26 protein-coding genes, 1 tRNA gene and 1 pseudogene are annotated in these 24003 nt (G+C 44.1%); 19 read left to right on the forward strand and 9 right to left on the reverse strand.

Features of this window, described 5'->3' with window-relative positions:
- The first annotated feature begins 75 nt into the window (after positions 1-75).
- From ACYVGZ_RS13960 to ACYVGZ_RS13985, 6 genes are all read left to right on the forward strand, one after another.
- Positions 76-1182: a diguanylate cyclase domain-containing protein gene (locus ACYVGZ_RS13960; protein WP_460756822.1), complete on the forward strand. Its 1107-nt coding sequence runs from the start codon at positions 76-78 to the stop codon at positions 1180-1182.
- Positions 1183-1259: 77 nt separating this feature from the next.
- Positions 1260-1970, forward strand: coding sequence for a YggS family pyridoxal phosphate-dependent enzyme (locus ACYVGZ_RS13965; protein WP_460756825.1), 711 nt, complete (start codon positions 1260-1262; stop codon positions 1968-1970).
- Between the two features lie 134 nt (positions 1971-2104).
- Positions 2105-2926, forward strand: a complete 822-nt coding sequence (proC, locus tag ACYVGZ_RS13970) for a pyrroline-5-carboxylate reductase (RefSeq protein WP_460756827.1) — start codon at positions 2105-2107, stop codon at positions 2924-2926.
- A gap of 11 nt (positions 2927-2937) precedes the next feature.
- Positions 2938-3480: a YggT family protein gene (locus ACYVGZ_RS13975; protein ID WP_460756830.1), complete on the forward strand. Its 543-nt coding sequence runs from the start codon at positions 2938-2940 to the stop codon at positions 3478-3480.
- 186 nt (positions 3481-3666) lie between these two features.
- A complete protein-coding gene (gene coaD / locus ACYVGZ_RS13980; RefSeq protein ID WP_460756832.1) occupies positions 3667-4152 on the forward strand; it encodes a pantetheine-phosphate adenylyltransferase in 486 nt (161 codons plus the stop codon).
- Between the two features lie 51 nt (positions 4153-4203).
- Entirely contained in the window at positions 4204-4455 is a 252-nt protein-coding gene (locus ACYVGZ_RS13985; RefSeq protein WP_460756835.1) for a YfhL family 4Fe-4S dicluster ferredoxin, read from the forward strand.
- 58 nt (positions 4456-4513) lie between these two features.
- Here ACYVGZ_RS13985 and ACYVGZ_RS13990 read toward each other — a convergent pair whose 3' ends face one another.
- Both ACYVGZ_RS13990 and trmL read right to left on the reverse strand, forming a co-directional pair.
- Entirely contained in the window at positions 4514-5617 is a 1104-nt protein-coding gene (locus ACYVGZ_RS13990; RefSeq protein WP_460756837.1) for an ion channel, read from the reverse strand.
- A 9-nt stretch (positions 5618-5626) separates the two neighbouring features.
- Positions 5627-6097: a tRNA (uridine(34)/cytosine(34)/5-carboxymethylaminomethyluridine(34)-2'-O)-methyltransferase TrmL gene (gene trmL, locus ACYVGZ_RS13995; protein WP_460756839.1), complete on the reverse strand. Its 471-nt coding sequence runs from the start codon at positions 6095-6097 to the stop codon at positions 5627-5629.
- Between the two features lie 121 nt (positions 6098-6218).
- On the opposite strand from trmL, the gene ACYVGZ_RS14000 reads away from it, so the two are divergent.
- The 11 genes from ACYVGZ_RS14000 to ACYVGZ_RS14050 all read left to right on the forward strand — a co-directional run bounded on the left by ACYVGZ_RS14000 (position 6219) and on the right by ACYVGZ_RS14050 (position 16121).
- Positions 6219-6294, forward strand: a tRNA-Phe gene (locus ACYVGZ_RS14000).
- Positions 6295-6737: 443 nt separating this feature from the next.
- Positions 6738-8039: a sn-glycerol-3-phosphate ABC transporter substrate-binding protein UgpB gene (gene ugpB / locus ACYVGZ_RS14005; protein WP_460756842.1), complete on the forward strand. Its 1302-nt coding sequence runs from the start codon at positions 6738-6740 to the stop codon at positions 8037-8039.
- 76 nt (positions 8040-8115) lie between these two features.
- Positions 8116-8994, forward strand: a complete 879-nt coding sequence (gene ugpA, locus ACYVGZ_RS14010) for a sn-glycerol-3-phosphate ABC transporter permease UgpA (RefSeq protein ID WP_460756844.1) — start codon at positions 8116-8118, stop codon at positions 8992-8994.
- A complete protein-coding gene (gene ugpE, locus ACYVGZ_RS14015; RefSeq protein ID WP_460756847.1) occupies positions 8991-9839 on the forward strand; it encodes a sn-glycerol-3-phosphate ABC transporter permease UgpE in 849 nt (282 codons plus the stop codon). Before ugpA ends, ugpE begins: the two co-directional genes overlap by 4 nt.
- A 1-nt stretch (position 9840) precedes the next feature.
- Positions 9841-10914, forward strand: coding sequence for a sn-glycerol-3-phosphate ABC transporter ATP-binding protein UgpC (gene ugpC, locus ACYVGZ_RS14020; RefSeq protein WP_460756849.1), 1074 nt, complete (start codon positions 9841-9843; stop codon positions 10912-10914).
- Positions 10915-10922: 8 nt separating this feature from the next.
- Positions 10923-11651 (forward strand): glycerophosphoryl diester phosphodiesterase, encoded by a 729-nt coding sequence (locus ACYVGZ_RS14025; RefSeq protein WP_460756852.1) that lies wholly within the window; start codon positions 10923-10925, stop codon positions 11649-11651.
- Positions 11652-11669: 18 nt separating this feature from the next.
- Entirely contained in the window at positions 11670-12428 is a 759-nt protein-coding gene (locus tag ACYVGZ_RS14030) for a DeoR/GlpR family DNA-binding transcription regulator (protein WP_460756855.1), read from the forward strand.
- Positions 12429-12435: 7 nt separating this feature from the next.
- Entirely contained in the window at positions 12436-13236 is an 801-nt protein-coding gene (locus ACYVGZ_RS14035) for an HAD-IIB family hydrolase (RefSeq protein ID WP_460756858.1), read from the forward strand.
- A 117-nt stretch (positions 13237-13353) separates the two neighbouring features.
- Positions 13354-14532: a GAK system CofD-like protein gene (locus tag ACYVGZ_RS14040; RefSeq protein WP_460756861.1), complete on the forward strand. Its 1179-nt coding sequence runs from the start codon at positions 13354-13356 to the stop codon at positions 14530-14532.
- A gap of 114 nt (positions 14533-14646) precedes the next feature.
- A complete protein-coding gene (locus tag ACYVGZ_RS14045; RefSeq protein ID WP_460756864.1) occupies positions 14647-15666 on the forward strand; it encodes a response regulator in 1020 nt (339 codons plus the stop codon).
- Positions 15663-16121 carry a hypothetical protein gene (locus ACYVGZ_RS14050; RefSeq protein WP_460756866.1) on the forward strand — a complete coding sequence of 153 codons (459 nt, stop codon included), beginning with the start codon at positions 15663-15665 and terminating at the stop codon, positions 16119-16121. Before ACYVGZ_RS14045 ends, ACYVGZ_RS14050 begins: the two co-directional genes overlap by 4 nt.
- 41 nt (positions 16122-16162) lie before the next feature.
- Here ACYVGZ_RS14050 and rimK read toward each other — a convergent pair whose 3' ends face one another.
- Together rimK and ACYVGZ_RS14060 are read right to left on the reverse strand one after the other, a co-directional pair.
- Positions 16163-17065, reverse strand: coding sequence for a 30S ribosomal protein S6--L-glutamate ligase (gene rimK / locus ACYVGZ_RS14055; RefSeq protein WP_460757076.1), 903 nt, complete (start codon positions 17063-17065; stop codon positions 16163-16165).
- A gap of 75 nt (positions 17066-17140) precedes the next feature.
- A pseudogene (locus ACYVGZ_RS14060) lies at positions 17141-17545 on the reverse strand (ATP-dependent zinc protease family protein); the annotation flags it as partial.
- Between the two features lie 227 nt (positions 17546-17772).
- Between ACYVGZ_RS14060 and ACYVGZ_RS14065 the strand changes: the two are divergent.
- A complete protein-coding gene (locus ACYVGZ_RS14065; RefSeq protein WP_460756869.1) occupies positions 17773-18696 on the forward strand; it encodes a D-hexose-6-phosphate mutarotase in 924 nt (307 codons plus the stop codon).
- A gap of 75 nt (positions 18697-18771) precedes the next feature.
- Here the strand turns inward: ACYVGZ_RS14065 and ACYVGZ_RS14070 are convergent, their stop codons facing one another.
- On the reverse strand, positions 18772-19548 hold the full coding sequence (locus ACYVGZ_RS14070; protein WP_460756872.1) for an exodeoxyribonuclease III: 777 nt from the start codon (positions 19546-19548) through the stop codon (positions 18772-18774).
- Positions 19549-19666: 118 nt separating this feature from the next.
- Between ACYVGZ_RS14070 and pyrE the strand changes: the two genes are divergently transcribed.
- On the forward strand, positions 19667-20314 hold the full coding sequence (gene pyrE / locus ACYVGZ_RS14075) for an orotate phosphoribosyltransferase (RefSeq protein ID WP_460756875.1): 648 nt from the start codon (positions 19667-19669) through the stop codon (positions 20312-20314).
- Between the two features lie 35 nt (positions 20315-20349).
- Here pyrE and slmA read toward each other — a convergent pair whose 3' ends face one another.
- The 4 genes from slmA to coaBC form a co-directional block, all read right to left on the reverse strand.
- Complete coding sequence (gene slmA, locus ACYVGZ_RS14080; protein WP_460756877.1) at positions 20350-20943, reverse strand: nucleoid occlusion factor SlmA; 594 nt, start codon at positions 20941-20943, stop codon at positions 20350-20352.
- Between the two features lie 59 nt (positions 20944-21002).
- Positions 21003-21911, reverse strand: a complete 909-nt coding sequence (gene argB, locus ACYVGZ_RS14085; protein ID WP_460756879.1) for an acetylglutamate kinase — start codon at positions 21909-21911, stop codon at positions 21003-21005.
- A 270-nt stretch (positions 21912-22181) separates the two neighbouring features.
- Complete coding sequence (gene dut, locus ACYVGZ_RS14090) at positions 22182-22640, reverse strand: dUTP diphosphatase (protein WP_460756882.1); 459 nt, start codon at positions 22638-22640, stop codon at positions 22182-22184.
- On the reverse strand, positions 22637-23863 hold the full coding sequence (coaBC, locus tag ACYVGZ_RS14095) for a bifunctional phosphopantothenoylcysteine decarboxylase/phosphopantothenate--cysteine ligase CoaBC (RefSeq protein ID WP_460756885.1): 1227 nt from the start codon (positions 23861-23863) through the stop codon (positions 22637-22639). Before coaBC ends, dut begins: the two co-directional genes overlap by 4 nt.
- Positions 23864-24003 lie beyond the last annotated feature (140 nt).

Raw genomic sequence — 24003 nt, forward strand, 5'->3', positions numbered from 1 at the left:
CTGAATATAGCGCTTTTACATATTTACCTTTCTAGTTAAGCTAGAGTTATTAATTAATCAAAAACGGTCTGTTTTATGGATATAAATTTACCGGGTATTACGCCAGAAGCGGCAGAGTCACTAAGGAAGCAAGTTACTTCAGCGGAGATTGAACGCGACTTTTATAAAACGATATATGAAGAATCAGTACAGCTGCTTTCTCCTATTGCAAGTGGGCAGCCCTTATCCGGGGTGCTTAAACATATACGTGGAAAAGTTTGTGAAATCTTTAAGCACGCCGATTGTTTTTTCTTAGAAGCGGATAAAGACTGTCTTAATTGGAGCCTAGTCAGCAGTAATGTGTCTTTGCCGGAAAAAATTGTCACGGCTCAGAAAGCCTTGCTGTCTGTGCCTCAAGCATTGATTACTTTTGCTGCTAGTCCTTCTTGCCCTATTCGACACGATTATGCGTTAGCTAACTCAACCAACTGGGGGGCTTGGCAATCCTTTTTAGTGGAGAAAAGCTATGGGGCGGCTTCACTTCTGAGTGTGTCAGACCAACAAGGCAAGATTCAAGTATTACTCGTGTTACAAAAGTCAGACAAAATAATACCTGAGAAACTAGCCCAAGGGGCTTGCCAAGCATTTGAAGCTTGGTTAAATGCTGCGATCAGTCGCGATCAGGCGAGTACCTTACTGCTAGAGGGCAGCCATAAAAACCTAGTGACAGGTTTTTTGAATCGCTTTAGTTTTGAAAGCAACTTTGAATTAGTGCTTAAAGACTGTCGTCGTCACTTTCAGCGTGTTTCTATTTTGGTTGTGAAGTTATTAACGACGCGGGCAATTGATTCAGCAGAGCTTAAAGAGCTTGCCGGAGTGATAAGAGAAACCGTGCGTGATAACGACTTGATTGCTCATTTTGAAGAGCAAGAGTTAGCCATAGGGATTCGCATTCAAAGTATGGATGACTCGGAAGTGGTGACGAAAAAATTGCTGGGCTCTCTCAAAGAACCGCAATTTGCTGGCAATCAACTAATTCAAGATGGTGTTGCCATTGGTATTGCTTTTTATCCTGAATATTCATCGGTAGAAGAGCTCTATCATGCTGCATCGAAAGCAGCGGCCTCGTTAGGTAATAACACAGGTTATCGAATTGACTTGCATGGTCAATTGCTAGCATCGAGCGACGAATTTTACAGATAAGCGCCTTCTTGTAGAGCAGTGTAATTCATCAAACGGCATAGTATTATGCCGTTTTTCATTTATAGAGCGGCTGGTAAATGACCGATATTAGTCAGATAAAGCAAAACCTTGCAGATACTCATCAACAAATTCACCATTGGGAAACCTATTACAATCGGGCTTCTAGCAGTGTCAGCCTTTTAGCTGTGAGCAAAACTAAGCCTGTTAGCGCTATTCAAGCCGCGTATCAAGAGGGGCAGCGCAGTTTTGGTGAAAACTATGTCCAAGAAGCCGTAGAAAAGAAACAATTACTTAATCAGCTTTCTGATATTGAATGGCACTTTATTGGCCCCATTCAATCAAATAAATCACGTTTAGTGGCTGAGTCTATGGACTGGGTACACACTGTTGATAGAGAGAAAATTGCGCGTCGCTTGAGTGAACAACGTCCAGCGCAATTAGCACCACTAAAGGTTTGCATTCAGATCAATATCAGCGGCGAAATTAGTAAGTCTGGGATTTTACTAGAGCAACTGGATGAGATGGTTGATTTAGTAGTGAGCCTACCTAACCTTGAGCTGAAAGGTTTGATGGCCATTCCAGCTCCGGCACAAAGTGTTGAGCAGCAAATTGAGGTTTATCGCCCTTTGCAGCAGGCTTTTCTTGCTTTGCAGAACAAGCTTGAGGGGATAGATACCTTATCGATTGGCATGTCTGGAGACTTGCAAGCAGCGATTGCCTCTGGTAGCTCTATGGTAAGAGTGGGAACAGGCATTTTTGGTGCTCGCGACTATGGTGTGCAAGGCTAATAACGAAACAGGCAACCCAGTGTGGCAAGAAAAACTTGGTGAGCCCTCAACCTTGTTCATTCTCTTACCTTTGTATACTCTAGCGATAGTATGACTGGGCGATTGAGCCCATTGCGCAAAATATAGGATTCAAAATGAGTGTAAAAGTCGCCTTTATTGGCGTAGGTAATATGGCAACGGCTATTTTCAGTGGCATGATTGCAGGCGGTTTTCCCGCTGAATATATTATAGGAACCTCCCGAACAGAGGAAAAACGTGCGGCATTAGAGGCTCAATACGGCATCCGCATGTTAGACAATAATCAGCAAGCGGTATCAGAGGCGGATGTAGTTGTACTCTGTGTCAAACCCGCGCAAATGCAAGATGTGATTGCTGGTTTCGCAGAGCAGGTACATGTAAAGCAGCTTTTTATTTCGGTCGCGGCGGGAGTGGAATTGAACGCCCTGCAACACTGGTTGAATAAAAAAGTGGCTATTGTTCGTAGTATGCCGAATACCCCATCACAGCTTGGCGCTGGCATTACAGGTTTGATTGCAAACTCTCTATTAAGTGATGAACAAAGGGAATGGACCAGCAGTTTGTTTTCTAGCATTGGCGAGTCGGTTTGGGTAGAAACGGAAGAGCAAATGCATACAGTAACCAGTTTGTCGGGCAGTTCGCCAGCCTACTTTTTCCGTTTTCTGGAGTCCATGATTGCGAATGGTGTTGAACAGGGAATGAGTGAGCAAAATAGCCGTAAACTCGCAACTCAAGCCATGCTGGGAGCTGCGCGAATGGTAACTGAGCTGGACGAACCTATTACCCAACTGCGCAAAAAAATTACTTCGCCAAATGGCACGACTGAGCAAGCGGTTTTATCTTTAGAAGCGTCCGGAATTGATACAATTGTGGGCACAGCCATGACTGCCTGTGCGAACCGATCAAAAGAAATGGCCAAAGATTTCTCGGCCAAATAAAGGAACCCAAAATGAGTTCAGATCCATTTATTTTATTAGTGAAGACCTTAGCAAACTTATATTTGTTTGTTGTTCTGCTAAGAATGTTGTTGCAACTTACTCGTGCAGATTTTTATAACCCGATCAGCCAAGGGGTCGTAAAAGCCACCAGTCCACTTTTATTGCCATTAAGAAAAATCGTGCCACCGATCGGTCGGTTAGATACGGCTTCTTTGGTATTGGCACTTTTAATTCACTTCCTTACCTTGTTATTTATTGTCACGGTAAAAGGGGTGTATCTACCGCCACTTAACTATGTGATTTACACCGTAGCTGGCACGTTATACCAGCTGTTAGATCTGTACTTTTGGGCCATGCTAATATCGGTAATCTTAAGCTGGGTGGCACCGGGAGCAAGCCATCCTGGGGCTATGTTAGTGGGGCAAATCACTGCGCCCTTGTACCGTACTTGTCAAAGGTTTATTCCGCCATTAGGTGGTCTGGACTTATCGCCTATTTTTATCTTTTTGGCGATCACTTTTTCCAAACAAGTGTTGGCTCCGTTTGTCGTTTAAATGAGGCGACATTAGGAAAAAACACAAGCTGAATATCTTTGGTCTATGCTAACGATAATGAGCGCGAATTGAGTACAGGGGCGTATTCCTATATTATGCGACCCCTAAATGGGAAGATAACAAAAGACAAACATAAAAGTCGGCTAATCCCAGCCATTGATCCCAGAATATATTTGGATGAAAGCTATGAGCACAATTGCAGTTTATCCGGGCACATTTGACCCTATTACGAATGGCCATATGGATTTAGTAGAACGCGCCTCAAAACTGTTTAAAACAGTGATAGTCGCCGTTGCTGCGAGCCCTAAAAAGCGTCCTGTTCTTTCTCACGAGCTGCGTATTGAGCTTGCTAAGAAAGTGCTAGGTCACTTGCCTAATGTTGAGGTCGTTGGTTTTGATAATCTGCTGACTGAGTTTACACGCTCCGTAAAAGGTAACGTTGTGGTGCGTGGTTTGCGAGCTGTTTCAGACTTTGAATACGAATTTCAGCTAGCCAATATGAACCGTGTGATTGCACCAGATGTAGAAAGTATTTTCCTAACACCTTCAGAAAAACATTCGTATATTTCTTCTACCTTGGTACGAGAAATCGCTTCTTTGAACGGTGACTTCGGACAGTTTGTGAACCCTGAGGTTGCCCGGGTGTTGAAAGAACACTACGGGAACCTTTAATTAAGTTTGTTAGCTTTTCTGGTATTAGAAAGGCGAAAATAGGAGTAGAGAATGTCTCTTATCATCACTGATGAATGCATTAACTGTGATGTTTGTGAACCTGAATGCCCTAACGAAGCGATCTTCCAAGGGGAAGAAATTTACGTGATTGAGCCTTCAAAATGTACCGAATGTGTTGGTCACTTTGATGAGCCTCAGTGTCAGCAGGTTTGCCCTGTGGATTGTATTCCTCTGGACCCAAATCGCAAAGAAACAGAAGAACAGCTCATGGAAAAATACTTGGTCTTAACAGGCCAGCTATAATCCTTGCTAACGAAAAAAGCCTACACGTTATGACGTCGTGTAGGCTTTTTTTTTGTATTCAGTGTTTGAAAAAAGCTTCAATCTGATCTTGAGTGCGCACTGGCTGATCGTCATTGACCAATACAATGAGAGAGTTAGTGCTAATGACTCGAGAAGCATTGGGGTGGGTAATAATGCGGCCGCTGGTGTCTTCATAGCCTAGGGCGGTGCCTACATCATGCTGAATGAGAGTAGTCACGATATTAGCCCAACTAACGTTTTCGAGCTTTAAATCAATCCGCACGGTATGATCGCCTTGATGGCGGAACAAGTTCTCAAGTACCTGCTCTGTGCCGGGGGCTATGAGGGAGCGAACTAGCATTTCAGGATACGCTCTTACTGGGCGAATGACCGCATTGGCTCCTGCATCACGAAAGCGGTTTCGGTTGGTGTCGTTAATGGACTCAGCTAATACAAAAGCCTTGCTATTAAGCTGTTTGATACGGTGCAAAATGTCGAAGTTAAGGCTGTCGCAATGGGCGTCCTGAGCGTCTGGGGAAAGCACAATAATATACTTGGCCCTCTGTGCCCCAGCGGCTAGCAGCATACCTTGCTCTATCGCATCTCCAGTATGGTGAACCACCCCATGGGAACGCAATTTGTCAGGTAATCCATCAGGAAAATCTGGTGTGAGGATTTGAATCGGGTAATCTGCAATTTCTGGTGTTAAGCAGATTTGGGTGATCAGCAGATCGAGGTAGTTTTCAGTATTGTATTTTGGGGTGTTAATAATAAGAATGTGGTCTTGCATCTTGTTCCACTCCAAGCGTCCTTTAATGCGCATTTCTTTGCGCGAGATTCTAAGCTCTACATAATCACTGGCGATTTGAGCCAATAATGTAATACCAAGCCCGTAAATAAAAACAATGGTAAACAGTTGGCCCCAAAACGTGGCCGCTGAAATATCACCATAGCCTGTGGTGCTGGCTGATGTCATGGTTAGCCAGAAGGCTTGCCACCAGTCTAGATCTTCAAACAGCACCATAGCCAAGCTGTGAATACCGATTACCCCCGCCAACATCAAGAAGCGCTTTTTGAGGTCGGCAAGATCCTGTAAATGTACTTTCTTACGAAACTGTTGTCGGGTTTTGTTACGCCGAATAAGTAGCCCTAGTGAATTCATAGTGCATTCCTAATCGGCTTCAGGCATGGCGTAGCCTAGCTGACGCCAAGATTCATAAATCATGACCGCCACTGTGTTAGACAAATTTAGGCTACGTGAATTAGCCTGCATGGGTAACCGTAAACGTTGTGGGGCTGGTAGAGCTTCAATAAACGCCATGGGAAGTCCACGGGTCTCTGGGCCAAATACTAGGGCATCGTTAGGAGCGAACTCGGCTTCACTATGAGTGCGACTTCCTTTTGTTGTTAAGGCATAAACATTCGCGACCGTATTGCTGGCCAGAAAGGCGTCGAAATCAGGGTAACGCTTAATGTTAGCAAATTCATGATAATCCAACCCAGCGCGGCGTAGTTTCTTATCTTCAAGGTCAAACCCTAAAGGCTCAATTAAGTGAAGCTGGTAGCCTGTATTAGCACAGAGGCGAATTATGTTACCCGTATTCGGCGGGATTTCCGGTTGGAATAAAACAATGTGTAGCATGCAAAGTCTCCTAAAGTTTGCTAGATAATAGCAGAACATTTGGGCTCTCTAAGTGATTGTTTAAAATAAATTAAAAAAAGTGTTGACGACCACTAAGAGTCATATATAATACGCCGCACTTGCCCAGATAGCTCAGTCGGTAGAGCAGAGGATTGAAAATCCTCGTGTCCGTGGTTCGATTCCGCGTCTGGGCACCATTATTAAAGAAACCCGCTTTTTATAGCGGGTTTTTTTATGTCTAAAATTTGTATTCTTATGAGCAAGCACCTTACTTATCTCATTCGGCCGTAGTTTTCTCTTACCCTTTAAGCTGGTAGTTTGGCAAAGGTCTCACGCTGTTTCATACAGCTTAGTCAGCTTAAAGCTGCTTTATTCCAGTGTTTTTTACTTTTATATCCTAATCGATTGGTTTTTCTCTTTTCTTCACGCTCTTTTCTGCTAGCTAGGTTAGCTTGCTAAGTATCTATTTTTGCTAAGCTTATTTGCTTTGCGGGTTTCATTTATGTGCTCTTTGATGAAGAATTTAGTTTCATTTGAGCTATTGATGTTTCATATGAAATGAATTTATCATAAAAGTGACATATTTGATGTCTATAGTGTGTTCTCGAATTTAATAATAACTCGTCTGAGGGACATGGTAATGCATAAGTTAAAGATGGCGTCTGCGTTGGTTGGTTTGTCTGTTGCGACTTCTGGTTTTGCTGCGACTGAAATTGAGTGGTGGCACGCCATGGGCGGCGCAAACGGTGAGAAGGTAAATGAAATCGCGCAAGCGTTTAACGATTCTCAAGATGCTTATAAAGTAAAAGCTGTTTACAAAGGTAACTACTCTGAAACAATGACCTCTGCTATCGCAGCATTCCGTGCGAAACAGCAGCCAGCGATTGTTCAGGTATTCGAAGTAGGTACTGCCAGCATGATGGCGGCCAAAGGGGCAATCTATCCTGTTCATAAACTGATGCGCGAGTCTGGTCAGTCTTTCAATGAAAATTCATATCTAAGTGCCGTGACAGGTTACTACACAGACAGCGAAGGCAACATGTTGTCTATGCCGTTTAACAGCTCTACTCCGGTCCTGTATTACAACAAAGATTTGTTTGCTAAGGCGGGTATTAGCGATGCACCAACCACATGGCAGGAAGTGGAAGCAACTGCGAAGAAACTTCAGTCAGCAGGTGTGACTTGTGGTTTCACAACTGCATGGCAATCATGGGTTCACCTAGAAAACATGAGTGCTCGTCATAACGCTCCTTTTGCTACCTTAGACAATGGTTTTGGTGGTCTTAAAACAGAGATGGCATTTAATGGCCCTCTACAAGTGGCGCACATTGAAAAAATGGGCGAATGGCAACAAAACGGTATCTTTAGCTACTCAGGTCGTACCAACGATGGCGCAGCTAAATTCTACAGCCAAGAGTGTGCCATGTTTACCGAGTCTTCTGCAGGTTATGCAGGTATTAAGCGTAATGCCCAGTTTGACTTTGGTGTAGCAGAACTACCTTACTGGGAAGGTAAAGTAGATCAGCCATCTAACACAATTATCGGTGGTGCATCATTGTGGGTTCTTGAAGGTCACAGCGATGAAGAATACAAAGGCGTAGCCTCTTTCCTTGGTTTCCTCTCTGGTGCGGCGGTACAAGCCGACTGGCACCAGTTCTCAGGCTACCTACCTATTACTAAGGCGGCTTACGACCTAACCAAAGGCCAAGGTTTTTACGATGCTAACCTAGGAACAGAAACTGCGGTTGTACAAATGACAACTGGCACCCCAACGGCAAACACAAAAGGTTTGCGTTTGGGTAACTTTGTACAGATCCGTGGCGTGATCGACGAAGAGCTAGAGTCTGTTTGGAGTGGTAAAGCAACAGCTCAAGCAGCTTTAGATAAAGCCGTTGAGCGTAGTAATGCTCTTCTTCGTAAGTTTGAAAAAGCGAACGATTAAGACTGAGTAATACCTTTTCCCCCTATGGGCTTCCATAGGGGGGATTTTTTGATTCGTTTCCCGGATACATCCATTTATGACTGTTACCTTTCCGAATAAAGTGTTGCCTTGGCTGTTAGTGTTACCACAGTTGATCATTACCTTTATTTTCTTTCTTTGGCCAGCTGAGCAAGCGCTTGAGCAGGCATTTTATCAAGAAGACGCTTTTGGTATTAGCCGAGAGTTTGTTGGTTTAGAAAACTTTGCCGACCTTTTTACTGATCCTCTTTATTATGAATCCATTCTGACAACCTTGATTTTTAGCTTTTCTGTAGCCTTTGTTGGAATGGCGATCGCTTTGTTCTTGGCAGTAATGGCAGACCGAGTAATTCGTGGCAAGTTAGCGTATCAAACTATGCTTATTTGGCCTTATGCTGTTGCCCCTGCCTTAGCTGGCGTATTGTGGTGGATATTGTTTGATCCCAGTATGGGACCGGTTGCTTTGTGGTTGCAGTCCTTTGGAATTGATTGGGATCACTACCTAAATGGTAACCAAGCCATGATTTTAGTCATCATTGCCGCGACCTGGAAACAAATTAGTTATAACTTTTTATTTTTCTTAGCAGGTTTACAGGCCGTGCCGCGTTCTTTGATCGAGGCGGCGGCGATTGATGGTGCCAGTCCGATGAAACGTTTCTGGACCATAGTGTTTCCATTATTGTCACCAACAACTTTCTTTTTGTTGGTTATTAACCTGGTATATGCCTTTTTCGAAACTTTTGGGGTTATCGATGCGACCACCAAAGGGGGGCCGGGGCAAAGTACGACCTTGCTGGTCTATAAAGTGTTTGAAGACGGTTTTGTTGGCTTAGACTTAGGCAGTTCAGCTGCTCAGTCTGTTGTATTGATGGCGTTGGTAGGTGTAATGACCATTATCCAATTCCGTTTTGTGGAGCGTAAGGTACAGTACTCATGATAGAAAATCGTCCTTGGCTGACGTTTGTTAGCCACTTCACTTTGTTATTAGGTATTGGGGTCGTCGCCTTACCTGTTTGGGTGGCCATTGTGGCTTCAACGCATCCTTCGTCTGCTTTTGGTGTGGGACATATTCCTTTATGGTTTGGTGATGCAGCGTCTGACACATGGGGTGCCGTGCTTTTTGAAGAAGCCGGTAACGGAGTCAGCCAGCCCGTTTGGTGGATGATGCTTAACTCCCTGATCATGGCATTAGGAATTACCTTTGGTAAGATCGCCATTTCATTAGTTTCAGCCTACGCCATTGTGTTCTTCCGCTTTCCATTTCGCGGCCTGTGCTTTTGGACCATCTTCATTACGCTCATGTTACCGGTAGAAGTGCGGATAGTGCCTACTTATGAAGTAGTGGCTAATTTAGATTTATTAAACAGTTATACTGGATTGACGTTACCCCTTATTGCGAGTGCTACCGCTACTTTCTTGTTTCGTCAGTGCTTTTTGAGTATTCCTGGGGAGTTAGTCGAGGCCGCTCGTATTGATGGCGCTGGCCCAATCCGTTTTTTCTTTGACATCTTGTTGCCGCTTTCTAGAACCAATATAGCGGCACTCTTTGTGATTTTATTTATTTATGGTTGGAACCAATATCTATGGCCGCTGCTGATTACAACAGACGATGCCTATTACACATTAGTAATGAGTATTAAGCGTATGCTGTCGGTAACAGATGGGGATATAGAGTGGAACCAAATTATGGCAACAACATTATTAGCGATGTTACCGCCTGTGGCAGTGGTACTTGGAATGCAGAAATTGTTTGTTAAAGGTTTAGTGGACTCGGAGAAGTGACATGACAGATGTGGTATTGGAAAACGTAGGAAAAACCTACCCAAATGGTTACAAAGCGATACCCAGTGTCAATTTGTCAATTGAAGAAGGTGAGTTCATTGTACTCGTTGGCCCTTCTGGTTGTGGTAAATCTACCTTGCTACGTATGGTGGCAGGCCTAGAGTCAATCACACAAGGCGACTTATTGATTAAGGGGCAAAAAGTTAACGACAAAGAGCCAGCTGACCGTGACATTGCAATGGTATTTCAAAACTATGCCTTGTATCCGCACATGTCGGTATACGACAACATGGCCTATGGTTTGAAGAATCGCGGAGCAAGTAAAGACGAAATTGCTTCCAAAGTATCTAATGTGGCGCAAATGTTGGGCCTTACCGAGTTATTGCAGCGTAAACCGCGCCAGTTATCTGGTGGTCAGCGCCAACGCGTTGCCATGGGGCGTGCCATGGTACGTGATCCTAAAGTGTTTTTGTTTGATGAGCCTTTATCGAACCTAGATGCCAAGCTACGTGTACAAATGCGCATGGAAATTCGCCAGCTTCAGCGTAAACTAGGCACCACAACCCTGTATGTAACCCATGACCAAGTGGAAGCCATGACGTTAGCCGACCGATTGGTGGTGTTAAATAAAGGGGTTGCAGAACAAATAGGCTCACCGATGGAACTTTATGATAAACCCGCGACGCCCTTTGTGGCTGCATTTATCGGCTCCCCATCGATGAATCTATTAAATGCGAAATTAACCGAGCAGGGGATTAGTCTTTCAGACAGCTTACATTTACCACTACCTCATCAACACCGTGGGGAGGTTATTTGGGGCATTCGACCAGAGCACTTGTTGGTGGTAGAAGAGCCGCAGGCCGACTTTGCGATGGAAGTAATGGCAATTGAGTCGTTAGGAGCGGAAACCCTAGTTCATGGTAACTTACAAGACGGCACGCAAGAAGGACAAGCCATTGTTGTTCGCTTAGCGGGGCCACATAATCCGCCGTTAAATTCGACCATTTGGTTATCTGCACCAAATTCGAGCTGGCATGTATTCGACGCTGCTACACAGCAGCGTTTAGTAGAATAGGAATCAAAATGTTGTTAAACACTCAAGTGATGGGACACCGTGGCGCAGCCATGTTAGCGCCAGAAAACACACTGTCATCCATCAAGGCAGCTGCACAGGCAGGGGTTAAATGGGTTGAAATTGATGTCAGCGTCATTGCTCAAGGTGACCTGGTGATTTTTCATGACACCTTGTTAGATCGCTGTACAAATGGGCAAGGTAATACCCGAGCAGCGAGCCTTGATTATATTGAGTCTTTAGATGCGGGTAGCTGGTTTTCTGATGACTTTAGTGGTGAGCAAGTGCCTACCCTAAAAGCGGCTTTAGAGTGTATTCAAGCATTAGGGCTAGGTTTGAACTTGGAAATTAAACATGATGGTGAAGATGTAGAAAGCATCGTGCCTAGTGTGATGGCAATGCTGAAAGAGCATTGGCAAGACAATGAAAAACTCATGATTTCCAGCTTTAATCACCAAGCACTAGTGATGTGTTTAGAAATGGATGATTCTCGCCACCTTGCACAACTTTACGAAGGTGTGCCCGAAAACTGGCAGACAGAACTTGAGGCCATTCAGGCTTATAGCTTGAATTGTCAATATGACCTATTGACGCAAGAGCAAGCCGAGTCGATCAAGCAGGCGGGTTACAAATTGTTGTGTTATACCGCTAACACCCAAGAGGCTGTTAGCCACCATTGGCAATGGGGAATGGACGCCGTTATAACCGATGACCCTGAACAGTTTGCCGCTTATATCTGACGAGAAGAGGAGACTTTTGTGGGGTTAAATGATCGCCAACATCAGATTCTAAACTGGGTGCAACAAGAAGATGTCTTGTTGGTGGAAGACATGGTGGCACGCTTTAGTGTGTCATCACAAACCATACGCAAAGACATCAATCAGTTGGCTGAGCGTCATTTAGTGCGGCGAACGCATGGTGGTATTGCGCCGGTTTCTAGTACAGAAAACCTTCCCTTTGACCACCGCCAGTTCCTCAATGGCGAGGCCAAAAGTCTGATTGCCCAACATGCCGCACAAGCGATCCCAGATGGTGCTTCAGTGTTTTTAGGCATTGGTACGACGGTGGAATATGTGGCGAAAGCTTTGCTGTCCCATAAAGATCTACAGGTCTTTACGAATAATCTAACCGTGGCGAATATCTTCAGCGCGAGCGCCAACACCAGCGTACGGGTGATGGCGGGGCGGTTAAGGCCACAACACCATGACCTCGTTGGGGAAGACACCTTAGCCAGTTTACGTCAGTATTATTTTGACTATGGTGTGTTAGGCTGCGGTGGAATGGACGAAGTTCAGGGGCTATTAGATTTTGACCCTCAAGAAGCAGCAGTGAGCCGAGTGTTGGTGGAGCAAAGCCGGCATGCTTTATTGGTAGCAGACCAACACAAATGGGGGCGCAAAGCGATGGCACGAGTACACCCTTTTGAAAAAGTGGAGTGCTTATACACAGATTTTTTAAGCGCTGAGCAAAAGCAGCACTTGCAGTCACTTAATGTCAAATTCAAACTATGTAACTAGGCAGACTATGTCCATTTATCCTCTCACTTCTTTAAGTCAAGAAGCCCGTCAGAAAATCCGTTTTGTGTTGACCGATGTTGACGACACTCTGACATGGCAAGGTCGTCTACCTGTTGCAGCTTTGTCTTCTTTGGTTGCACTTGAAACGGCAGGTATTAAAGTTATCCCTGTAACCGGGGGATGCGCTGGTTGGTCAGACATGATGGCTCGGACATTGCCCGTGAGTGGTGTTATTACAGAGGGTGGCGCCTGCTACATACATAAAAATGAGCAAAGTCAGTTAACGTATCATTTTTGGCACGACGAAGAGCAAATGCGATCTCAGCAAGCAGCTTTATTAGAGCAAGTACAAGCGTGTTTAGCAGATTATAATATTTTGGCGTTGGCACGGGATCAAGATTACCGTCTTACCGACGTTGCTATAGATTTCGCCCAAGACATTCAGCCTCCTGCGTTAGTGGCAAAGGAGCAAATGTTGGCACGTTTAAAGAGTGAAGGCTTAAACGCCAAAGCCAGCTCGATTCATATTAATGTTTGTCAGCCGGGTTATGATAAATACAGCATGGCCAAACGTGTGCTACAAGAAACTTACCAGTTAAATGATCAAGAGATGCTTGAGCAAGTGTTGTACGTAGGTGATGCCCCTAACGACGAAAGCATGTTTCGGCGCTTTCCATTAAGTGTGGGTGTTGCCAACATTATTGAGCATTTAGAGAATTTGTCTCGTCCTCCTCAATTTATTACGCAATCCTATGGTGGTTTGGGTTTTGCTGAAGTTGCTGACTATATTCTACTGGCTCAATCTTAGCGTGACGGATTTGCTTAACGACTAAAAATTGTCATCAAGCTTGGTGTACACTGTCCGATAACCAGAGTATAAGGTGTTGCCATTCAGGCCTTAGTGTAATCTGTTAATGAGGATTCTATGCCAAGTGTTGAACGTATTTACCGTCGTCTGATTATGCCGGATTCGGTACGAACCCATCGCTATCAAAGCTTGCCTGAACAGGGTCCTAAAGTATTGTTTTTCAGCGGCGGTTCAGCACTAAATAAAGTCAGCAGAACGCTAAAAAAGTATACCCATAACTCCATGCATTTAGTCACACCTTTTGACTCAGGCGGAAGCTCCGCTCATCTGCGTGCTGAGTTTGATATGCCAGCCGTTGGGGATTTAAGAAGTCGATTAATGGCGCTCGCAGATGAAACCGTACTAGGTCAGCCTGAAGTCTATGACCTATTCACTTATCGATTCTCTCTGCAAGCAGATCAATCTGCATTAGTAAAAGAATTAATGCAATTAGTAACAGGTGAGCACCCGCTGATCAAAGCCATTGCCAACCCGATGAAAGCATTAATCCAAACACAATTAGCCGTGACTCAGTCGAAAATTTCAGACACATTTAACCTTCGTGGCGCCAGTATGGGGAACCTTATTATTGCTGGCGGGTATTTGAATAATCAACAGCAACTTGACCCCATCGTGTTTTTATTTTCTCGGCTTACCCAAACGTTGGGGGAGGTAAAAACGACCCTAGACACGTCCTTTCATTTGGCTGTAGAGCTTGAAAATGGGGAAAAAATATTTGGTCAGCACAATATCACAGGGAAAGAGAGTCAGCCCTTAGTGAGTCCGATTAAACGTATGTGGCTGAACCAAGGGTTAAAAGCTGAGTGCCCCGTGAATCAAAACGTGGCAATAGACCGTGTGAACATGATCGAAACGGCGGATCTTATTTGTTATCCGCCTGGCAGCTTTTATTCTAGTGTGATGGCTAATTTGCAGCCTGATGGTGTTGGCGAGGCTGTATGTGCTAACGCAAATCCTAAGGTGTATGTACCCAATATTGGTAAAGACCCTGAGCAGCTCGGCTTGCCCTTAATGGAGCGAATAGATAGGCTAATTACAATTGTGGCGTCCGGTGGCCATAAAGGTTATGGCGCACTAGACTATTTATTAATTGATGACTGTTATGATTATGGGCCTATTGATTTAGCGAAGTTGAATCAGCTTGGCGTGAGTGTTGTGAAAACCCCGCTTATTTGTGCTGAGTCAGAGTACTATGATGAGGCTTTGTTGGTCGAAGCTTTGTTATCTCTTACATAAAATAACATAGACTTACGTAAGCCTGCGTCAGGTAATAATAAAGGGAAAGACTTAGCACTAACTTATTGGTTAGCATATTATTTCGGAGAGTAAATATTTAAGGTGGGAAACACCATGAGCACTAGAGTACTGATTTGTGATGACTCTAAAATAGCGAGAAAGCAGCTATCTAAAATATTGCCTGCCAATTGGGGAATACAATTAGATTTTGCCCAAGATGGTCAAGAAGCATTAGATTTCATTAGAGAAAATCCAGTTGATGTACTCTTTTTAGATTTAAATATGCCAGTCAAAGATGGCTACCAGACGCTGGCTGAGTTGCCTGAACTTGGCCCTCTTCCCACTGTTATTGTTGTTTCTGGAGATGTTCAGCCAAAGGCAGTAGAGCGGGTTAAAGAACTTGGCGCAAAGGCCTTCCTAAAAAAGCCAGCTTCGGCTGAGCAGCTATCAGATATCTTAAACGATCTAAACCTGCTTGATAACTCAGTCAGCTGTCCAAGCTCCTCTTCTCAAAATAGTATCAATGCGGCAGAAGAGTTCTCGCTAAGTGATGGTTTGCAAGAAGTATCCAATATAGCAATGGGGCGAGCTGCGAGTGTGCTCGCCGAAATGCTGAATGTTTTTATTAAACTGCCTGTGCCAAATGTTAACCTGCTTGAAGCAGGAGAGTTGCAAATGGCCCTAGACTACGGGGTTAAAGGTGAACGCTGCTCTGCAATTTCGCAAGGTTTTGTCGGATCTGGAGTCTCATTTGAAGCCTTGCTTATTTTTAGTGACTCCAGTTTTACAGATATGGCGAAATTACTAGGGGTAACGGAAAGTATTACTCCGCAAGTGGAAACCGAGCTACTCATGGATGTCACTTCTGTATTAGTTGGACCATTTATGAGCGCGATTGCCCAACAGTTGAATATTGATTTTAGTCAGGGACATCCCACTGTGTTGGGGCAACATGAGAGAGTAGCTGATCTAATTAATTTTCAGAAGGCTTCATGGAAACGCACACTGACAGTAGAAATTGTTTATGAAGTGGAAAATTATCAAATCAGTTGTGATCTTATGCTGTTGTTTACAGAAGACTCTGTACCTACGTTAGAGCATTTATTATCGTTTTTAGTGGAGGACGAAGAATGAAGCAAGATGCTGATATGTTGATCGACTTTCACTGGATGTTTGATTTATTACATCATATTGAAGTGGGGTTAGTGGTCTTAAATCGCGATTATGAAGTGCAGCTGTGGAATAGCTTTATGGAAAACCATAGCGGGATCAGTTCCTCTATCGCCAAAAGCCAATCTTTGTTTAGTTTATTTCCAGATCTGGACTCTGGTTGGCTGAACCAGAAAATAGATAATGTTTTTGGTTTAAATACACCTTTCTTCATTTCTTGGGAGCAGCGACCTCACGTTTTCCCATTTAAGTGTTATCGGCCTCTAACCAGTATGGCCAGCACTATGTATCAGAATATTGCTATTCGGCCAATTTCCAGCCCAGATGGAAAGATTCAACAGGTGTGTATGGTTATTTATGATGTGACCGATGTGGCAACTTACAAGAAGTCTTTTAAGGCTTTAACCTCTAAGCAATAGCTAGTTAGGTATTTGATTGAGCCTAACTAGCTTTATCGGTATTAGTTTTTAGCAACGAATTGTTTTTCTATAGCTATGATCATTTTTGAAGCAATGTCTTCGTTCGTAGCCATTTCAATTCCCTGTAAACCAGGTGATGAATTGACCTCTAATAGTAACGGGCCCTTATTCGAGCGAATTATATCCACCCCTGCAACACGTAAATCCATTGCCTTAGCCGCTTTAATTGCTATGCGCTTCTCCTCTTGTGTGATTTTCACCAGTTCAGCATGACCGCCCTGATGGATGTTTGCGCGAAACTCTCCTGGGGCTGCAACACGTTGTATGGAAGCAACAACTCGCCCGTCAATTACAAAACAACGTAAGTCTTTACCGCTTGATTCCTTAATAAACTCTTGTACTAAAATGTTAGCGTTTAAGCTCTTGAAAGCATTAATAACACTGTCTGCAGCTTTTCGCGTTTCTGCTAGAACAACGCCTTTGCCTTGAGTGCCCTCTAGTAGTTTTATGATTAAAGGCGCACCACCAACCATGTCGATTAGATCTCCGGTATCTAGCGGAGAGTTAGCAAATCCTGTGGTTGGAATGTCTAATCCATTATCAAGCAAGAGCTGTAAAGAGCGTAATTTATCACGGGATTGTGAAATGGCGATGGATGAGTTTAAACAATATATACCGAGCGACTCGAACTGGCGTAAAAGGGTACAGGCATAAAAGGTCATGCTTGGGCGAATGCGAGGGATGACCGCATCTAGATCATTTAATACTCGGCCACCACGATAATGAATCTCAGGTGTCGTTGCATCGAGCTTCATATAGCAGTTCTTAACATTCAAAAACTGAATTTCATGGCCGCGAGATTCAGCGGCTTCTATAATTCGGCGATTACTGTAGAGATCAGGGTTGCTTGCGAGTAGGCCAATTTTTAATCCACCGGTACGAATTTCGGGTGACTGATATAGGTTCGCCAGCGAGTCTTGCGTATGCTCTCCTAAAAGGCATTGTCCTTCAGGGTCGACAAGTACTCGTCCAGTCATGGCTTCGCGGCCAAGCAGCATTCGATAGCCCATACTGTCTCTGTCAGAAAGGGTAACCTCAATTGGCCAAGAGCCTTCACCTAAAGTGATGGGGATACGGATAACATAGCGCTTTTCACGGTCACCATTAGAGCTTTTAATCACTCTTTGATCAATTACTTGCGCCTCACAATGAACTTTTGTTTTGCGATTGTCTTGTAGTGGGTGTACTTCAAAGCTTACCCACTGATCGGTATTTCTCGGAAAGACTTTGATATTAACAGCATGCAAAGAAGAGGTCTTAGCGCCAGAGTCGACCCGCGCTTTGATTGCGGGAATATTAAGTGTAGGGAATGAACACCATTCGTCGCTGCCGATGATGATTTTAGGTTCATTAAGTTGATTCATATGCGATGACTCTAATAAGAAGTGGGTAGGGTAGCCCCAAAAAACGGCCTTTTATAAGGCTAAGTATTTAAGAATACTATATAGCGTAAAGTTTGCTTTTTATAAACCAAATTTGTACTTTTTAAAGACTATTATGATGGCTGAATTATCAGCATAAAGACAAACTATTGTAATCGCTGACGCTGGCGTTAATATGTGCCTATCGAATTATCTTTTTGGAGTAATGAATGAATGGCCAACTAATCCAAGAGTTGGAAGCTTTGTGTGGAGAGATTCGCCCAGCAAGTTTTAAAAAATGTGACGAAATTGTAATTGATCAACCTGGCTTCCGAGCCTGTATTGCCTTGTGGGGCGGCCATCTCGCAAGCTTTACGCCAAAAGGGCAGGAAGATATATTGTTTCAATCAGAGAATCAAGGCGGCAAAGGACGCTTTGTTCGCCGTCACTTTGGTGTGCCTGTTTGTTGGCCTTGGTTCGGTGCTCATGAGGAGGATGAAGATGCTCCGGCTCATGGGTTGGCGCGTTATTTTCCGTGGAAGTTTGTAGAGGCTGGGCGCTTCAAGAATGGTGATGTAAAAATAGTGATAAGCTTGGCATCGTCAGAACACCCGTTAATTGAAGAAATGTGGCCTCAAGCATTTGAGTTACGTCAGATTTTTCGTTTTTCAAGCGAAGGCTTTTCCGTAAACTTCTCAGCGGCGAACCTTTCAGATGAAGCTATGCCAATTACGGAAGCACTTCATACCTACTTCAATGTTGGAAGTAACCAAAGAGCACAGGTTCATGGGCTTCACAAAGTGGAGTACGTAGATAAATTTGATGAGGCCAAATGCAAAACCCAAAAAGGCGCCATTACTCCTTGTGAATTTATGGATCGAGTTTATCTATCTTCGCCAGATATTTGTGAGATACATGACCCGGTGTTACAGCGTAAAATCACAGTGAAGAGCAAAGGTAGCCAAAGCACCGTGTTATGGAACCCTGGTCCTGAGTTGGCTCAGCAACGCAAAGATATGGAAGATGAAGACTATCGACAATTTGTCTGTGTTGAAACGGCTAATGCCCTAGATAACCGCTATGAGATAAAGGCGGGAGAAATGCACCAGTTAAAGATGAGCGTGACTTTTACAGACTTATCGGGAACAGAATAGCTTACTCCGCTACAGAAAAAGCCCCTTAGTGTCACTTCACTTTGAAGTGTGACTAAGGGGCTTTTTTCATGGCCATTAATCTATGTTGTATTCCATGATCAAAGGAGCATGATCAGAAAAGCGTTGGCCTTTATAGACGCTCCCGCCCTGAATAAGATTTTTGATGCCTGGAGTCGTAATTTGGTAGTCTAAACGACCGCCTTCATCTAACTTCCAAGCACGTTCGTAATCAGGCCACCATGTGTATTGCTTATCTTGTTTGTTCACCTGACGGAACGCATCTACATACTCGAGTTCATTAAAAATTTCGTTAATCCATTGACGTTCTTCTGGCAAAAAGCCGGAATTGCGCTGATTCACAAACCAACTGCTTACATCAATAGGAGAGCGCGCCACATTGGCTGTGCCGCAAAAAATAAACTCACGGCGCTTTCGTCGAGTTTTAATTAAGTGGTTCTTAAACCCCTCCATAAAACGATACTTATGCTCCTGTAGAGCTTCTTCGTGATTGGAACCGTGAGGCGTTAAGAAAGCACCAATGCTGACCTTATCAAAGTCTGCTTGAATAAAGCGGCCTTCAAAGTCGCATTCAGGAAAACCCATCCCGGTCATAATGGCTTTAGGCATGGCTTTACAGTAAATCGCCACACCTGCTTGCTCTGGGTCTTCCATCGATTCGAAGAAGTATGTGTTGTACCCTTCAGGAAAGAATACACTGTCGTTTAGGGTGCGTTCGTCCGCCTGTACGTCTTGTAAACAGACGACGTCAGGGTTTTGACGAACCATCCACTCAAAGAAGCCGCGATCGGCTGCTTGTCTTATACCGTTTAGATTAAGGCTGATAACCTTCATTTCTAGTGCCTACAATTCCTAGCCGTGTGTTATATTAGCGTTTTTTCCCATGTTAGCATGGCTTCGCAAGTTCTGGGCGACGCTTTGTTTAGTATAAACTTATCTTTCTGGAGTCGGCATGAAACCTTACCAAAGAGACTTTATCGAATTCGCCATAGAGCAAAATGTTTTGCGTTTTGGCGAGTTTACGCTTAAATCTGGCCGTGTTAGCCCCTATTTTTTTAATGCCGGTCTCTTTAATTCTGGACAGGCTCTCGCTAAATTAGGGCGCTTTTACGCGGCCGCATTAATGGAAGCCAAGGTGCCATTCGATGTTTTGTTTGGCCCTGCCTATAAAGGCATTCCTTTAGCAACCACTACTGCCGTTGCACTTTACGAACATCATAACCTAGATACGCCTTATGTTTTTAACCGTAAGGAAGCAAAAACTCACGGTGAAGGCGGCTCATTGGTTGGCTCACCACTTGTGGGTAACGTCATGATTATCGATGACGTGATCACAGCGGGAACCGCTATCCGTGAAGTCATGGCCATCATCCAAGAAGCAGAAGCGACACCTGCTGGTGTTTTAATCGCCCTTGACCGCCAAGAGCGAGGACAAGGTGAACTTTCTGCCATTCAAGAAGTGGAACGTGACTTCTCAATGCCGGTTATTAGTATCGTTAGTTTACATGACATTATGACCTACTTGGCAGAACAGGATTCTCCTGAATTTGCCGAGCATCTTAATGCGGTAAAACAATATCGAGCTCAATATGGTATTTAATAGTTAAACTAAATAACTTGTAAATACCAATGGTATTAACGATTTAGCATCAAATTTTGTGCCAACACTGGCCATTGTTCTGGCCAGTTTGTTGTTGGCTTAGTTTTAAATTCGCTACGAACATAGTGGCGAATTTTGCCTTCCAATATAGCTATTAAGTAATCTGCACATGGTGTTACACCCATAGTAGGACGTAATCCCTGCTTCAAATCCGCTTCACGAATAATTTGTTTGAGTTGCGTTTCAACGCGATCAAACAATTGTGCAATACGAACACGCAAACGCTCTGTTTCACCAGCAAGAGCGTCGGCAGTTAACAATCTGCACATGCCTGGATTGTGTTCGGCAAACCCCAGAATAAGCTGGCTAATATGCTCTATTCTTACCATAACATCCGCTTCCTCTTGGATGATGAGGTTAATTCGGGTAAACAAGCTTTCTTCAATAAACTCGATTAAGCCCTCGAACATTTTGGCTTTACTGGGAAAGTGGCGATAAAGCGCCGCTTCGGATACGCCAACTTGTTTTGCTAACGCCGCCGTTGTAATCCGAGCACCAGGGCTACTTTCCAGCATGTGTGCTAGAGATTGTAATATCTGTGTACGACGATCACTTTTTTTATTGCTCATTTGACTATCCAGTTCTGATTTATGAGTTAGTTTGCCATTTAACACATCAGATGAATGCTTTAGTTTTCCTTTGCTGCATTCGATATGAAGGTGCCCACCCCTTTGTCGGTGAAAATCTCCAATAACGTGGCATGAGGTACTCGCCCATCTATGATAATAGCGCTAGTAACTCCTGCATTCACAGCGGAAAGTGCGCAGCTGATTTTAGGCAGCATGCCACCGTAAATGGTGCCATCTGCAATCAGTGCGTCTACTTGAGCAGTACTTAGGCCGGTGAGTACTTGCCCAGACTTATCCTGCACGCCAGAAATATTAGTCAGCAGCATGAGCTTTTCAGCATTTACTGCCTCAGCCACTTTGCCAGCCACAAGGTCTGCATTAATATTGTACGCATTGCCTTCATCATCGACCCCAATTGGTGCAATAACGGGGATGAAGTCACTGTTTTCAAGCTGCTTCAAAATGCTTGTGTCTATGTTGGCCACTTCACCAACATGACCAATGTCTACTTGCTCAGCACTGCTAGCGCCTTCCGCCTGATGCTTCACAAAGAGTTTTTTGGCTTTAATAAAACGGCTGTCTTTACCGGTAATACCAATGGCTTTACCACCGGCATCGCCAATTAAATTAACGATTTCTTTGTTTACTTGGCCACCTAAAACCATTTCAACTACATTCATTGTAGCGGTATCAGTAACTCGCATACCGTTTAGAAATTTAGATTCGATATTCAGTTTGGCAAGCATTTCACCAATTTGCGGACCACCACCGTGGACGACAATTGGATGAATGCCAACAGCCTTCATGAGCACTATGTCTCGTGCAAACCCGGCTTGAAGTGTTTCGTCGGTCATCGCGTTGCCACCATACTTAATGACAATCGTTTTACCCGCATAGCGTTGAATGTAAGGCAATGACTCACTTAAAACTTTTGCGACATCTAGTGCCGGCTCGCGAGAAACATCCACGAATCACGTACTCCTGTAAATCAAAAACAATTAGGTATTGGGGCTGTAAAAACACAAAGCACTGCTACAGCTGGTTAGCCATGTATGTGAGCAACCACTAAGGGGTAAAATAATAGCTTTATATGCGGGTAGAAACTACTGATTTTTGTATGAAAATTACAGACTTTTGGAGAGAAATCCTAAAAAAAATCGAAATTCTAAAAGAAGGGTGAAAGAATCTAAAATAATTGGCCCAAAAGGTGAAATAAAATCACCATTTGGGCCTTAATTTTACTTGGTTCCTGTATGGCCGAAGCCACCTTCGCCACGTTCGGAAGAAGCAAACTCATTAACAATATCAAATTCGGCTTGCACTACAGGTAATAAAACTAACTGAGCAATGCGCTCACCGGGTTCAATGATGAATTCGGTGTTTCCTCTGTTCCAACATGAAACCATCAGTTCGCCTTGGTAGTCAGAGTCGATTAAGCCAACAAGATTACCAAGGACGATGCCGTGCTTATGACCCAAGCCAGAACGAGGCAAAATAGTGGCGGCTAAACTAGGGTCCTGAATGTAAATGGCCAGTCCCGTGGGCAATAAAGTAGTTGCGCCAGGAGCTAAGGTAATTGCTTGGTCTAAGCAGGCTCTTAAATCTAGCCCTGCAGAACCTTCTGTTGCATAGGTTGGCAACGGAATGTCTTTACCAATTTTGTCGCTTAAAACTTTGAGTTGAATGGCTTGTTTCATGCTGGTCTCGTACAAGTGTGTTGAATAATATAATCCACCAATTGATCAGCAAGTTCACTTTTGGCGGCTTTAGCTGGTGACCAAGTGTCGCTTTTTGTAATCACGGTAACTTGGTTCTCGTTGTGATTAAAACCGATATCGGCTCTCGACACATCGTTGGCAATGATTATATCTAAACCCTTCCTTTCAAGCTTGTCTTTCGCATAAGCAATGACATTCTGGGTCTCGGCGGCGAAGCCAACTAGGGTCGTTGCGAGTTTTTGTTTAGCGAGAGTCGCAATAACATCAGGGTTTTTCACTAGGGTTAGCTGCAGCTCGTCACTGTCGGTTTGTTTTTTCATTTTTTGATCACAGGCCTGCAGCATTTTAAAGTCTGCAACCGCAGCTGCACCAATATACACGTCGGTTTGTTCTTGCATGATTTGTTGGCAGGTGGCGAGCATGTCATCTGCGCTTTTTATAGGGTAGTAGTTCACTCCTGCGGGCGGTGTGATGGTGACTGGGCCGCTAACAAGAGAGACACGAGCGCCTCGCTTTAATGCAGATTCTGCTAAGGCATAACCCATTTTTCCAGAGCTGTGATTGCTAATGTATCGAACTGGGTCAATTGCTTCCATCGTAGGGCCCGCGGTAATAACCCAGTGTTGGCCTTGTAAGTCTTGCGTCGTTAAAGAAGCAGAAAAGTGTTCTTGTATCGCCATGAATATTTCAGCAGGTTCGCTCATGCGCCCGAAGCCTATATCGCCACAGGCTTGAGCTCCCGCTGCTGGGCCGACTGTGAGCACTTGTCGGGCTAACAGGGTAGATAGATTGTGCTGGGTTGCTGGGTGTTTCCACATGGCTTGATTCATTGCTGGGGCAATGAGTACTGGCGCTTCGGTTGCTAAGCATAAGGTACTTAACAGATCGTCTGCCATTCCATGGCTGTAACGGGCGATAAAATCAGCAGAGGCAGGCGCGATAACAATCAGATCGGCCCATTTCGCTAATTCTATATGCCCCATTCCAGCTTCAGCATTAGGGTCAAGAATGGTGCTTCTCACTGGATTGCCTGAAATGGCTTGTAAAGTCATTTCAGTAACGAATGCTTTGGCACCTTGTGTAATTACAACCTGGACCTGTGCGCCAGCTTTGGTCAGTAGGCGGATGACTTCTATGCTTTTATAGGCAGCAATACCGCCAGTAATCCCAAGCAGGATTTTTTTGTTTGCTAAATCTGACATAAACCGCGTCTCGTTAAATGGGTTAGGGCGAAAAGGCACTGGAGGTTTTGTATAAGGACAACAAAACATTACTTACTCCAGGCTATCCGTACCGCAAAATAGTTAACAGTTAATGCAAGACTACCATGGATCAAGGAGTA

This window comes from Marinomonas epiphytica (assembly GCF_054780655.1).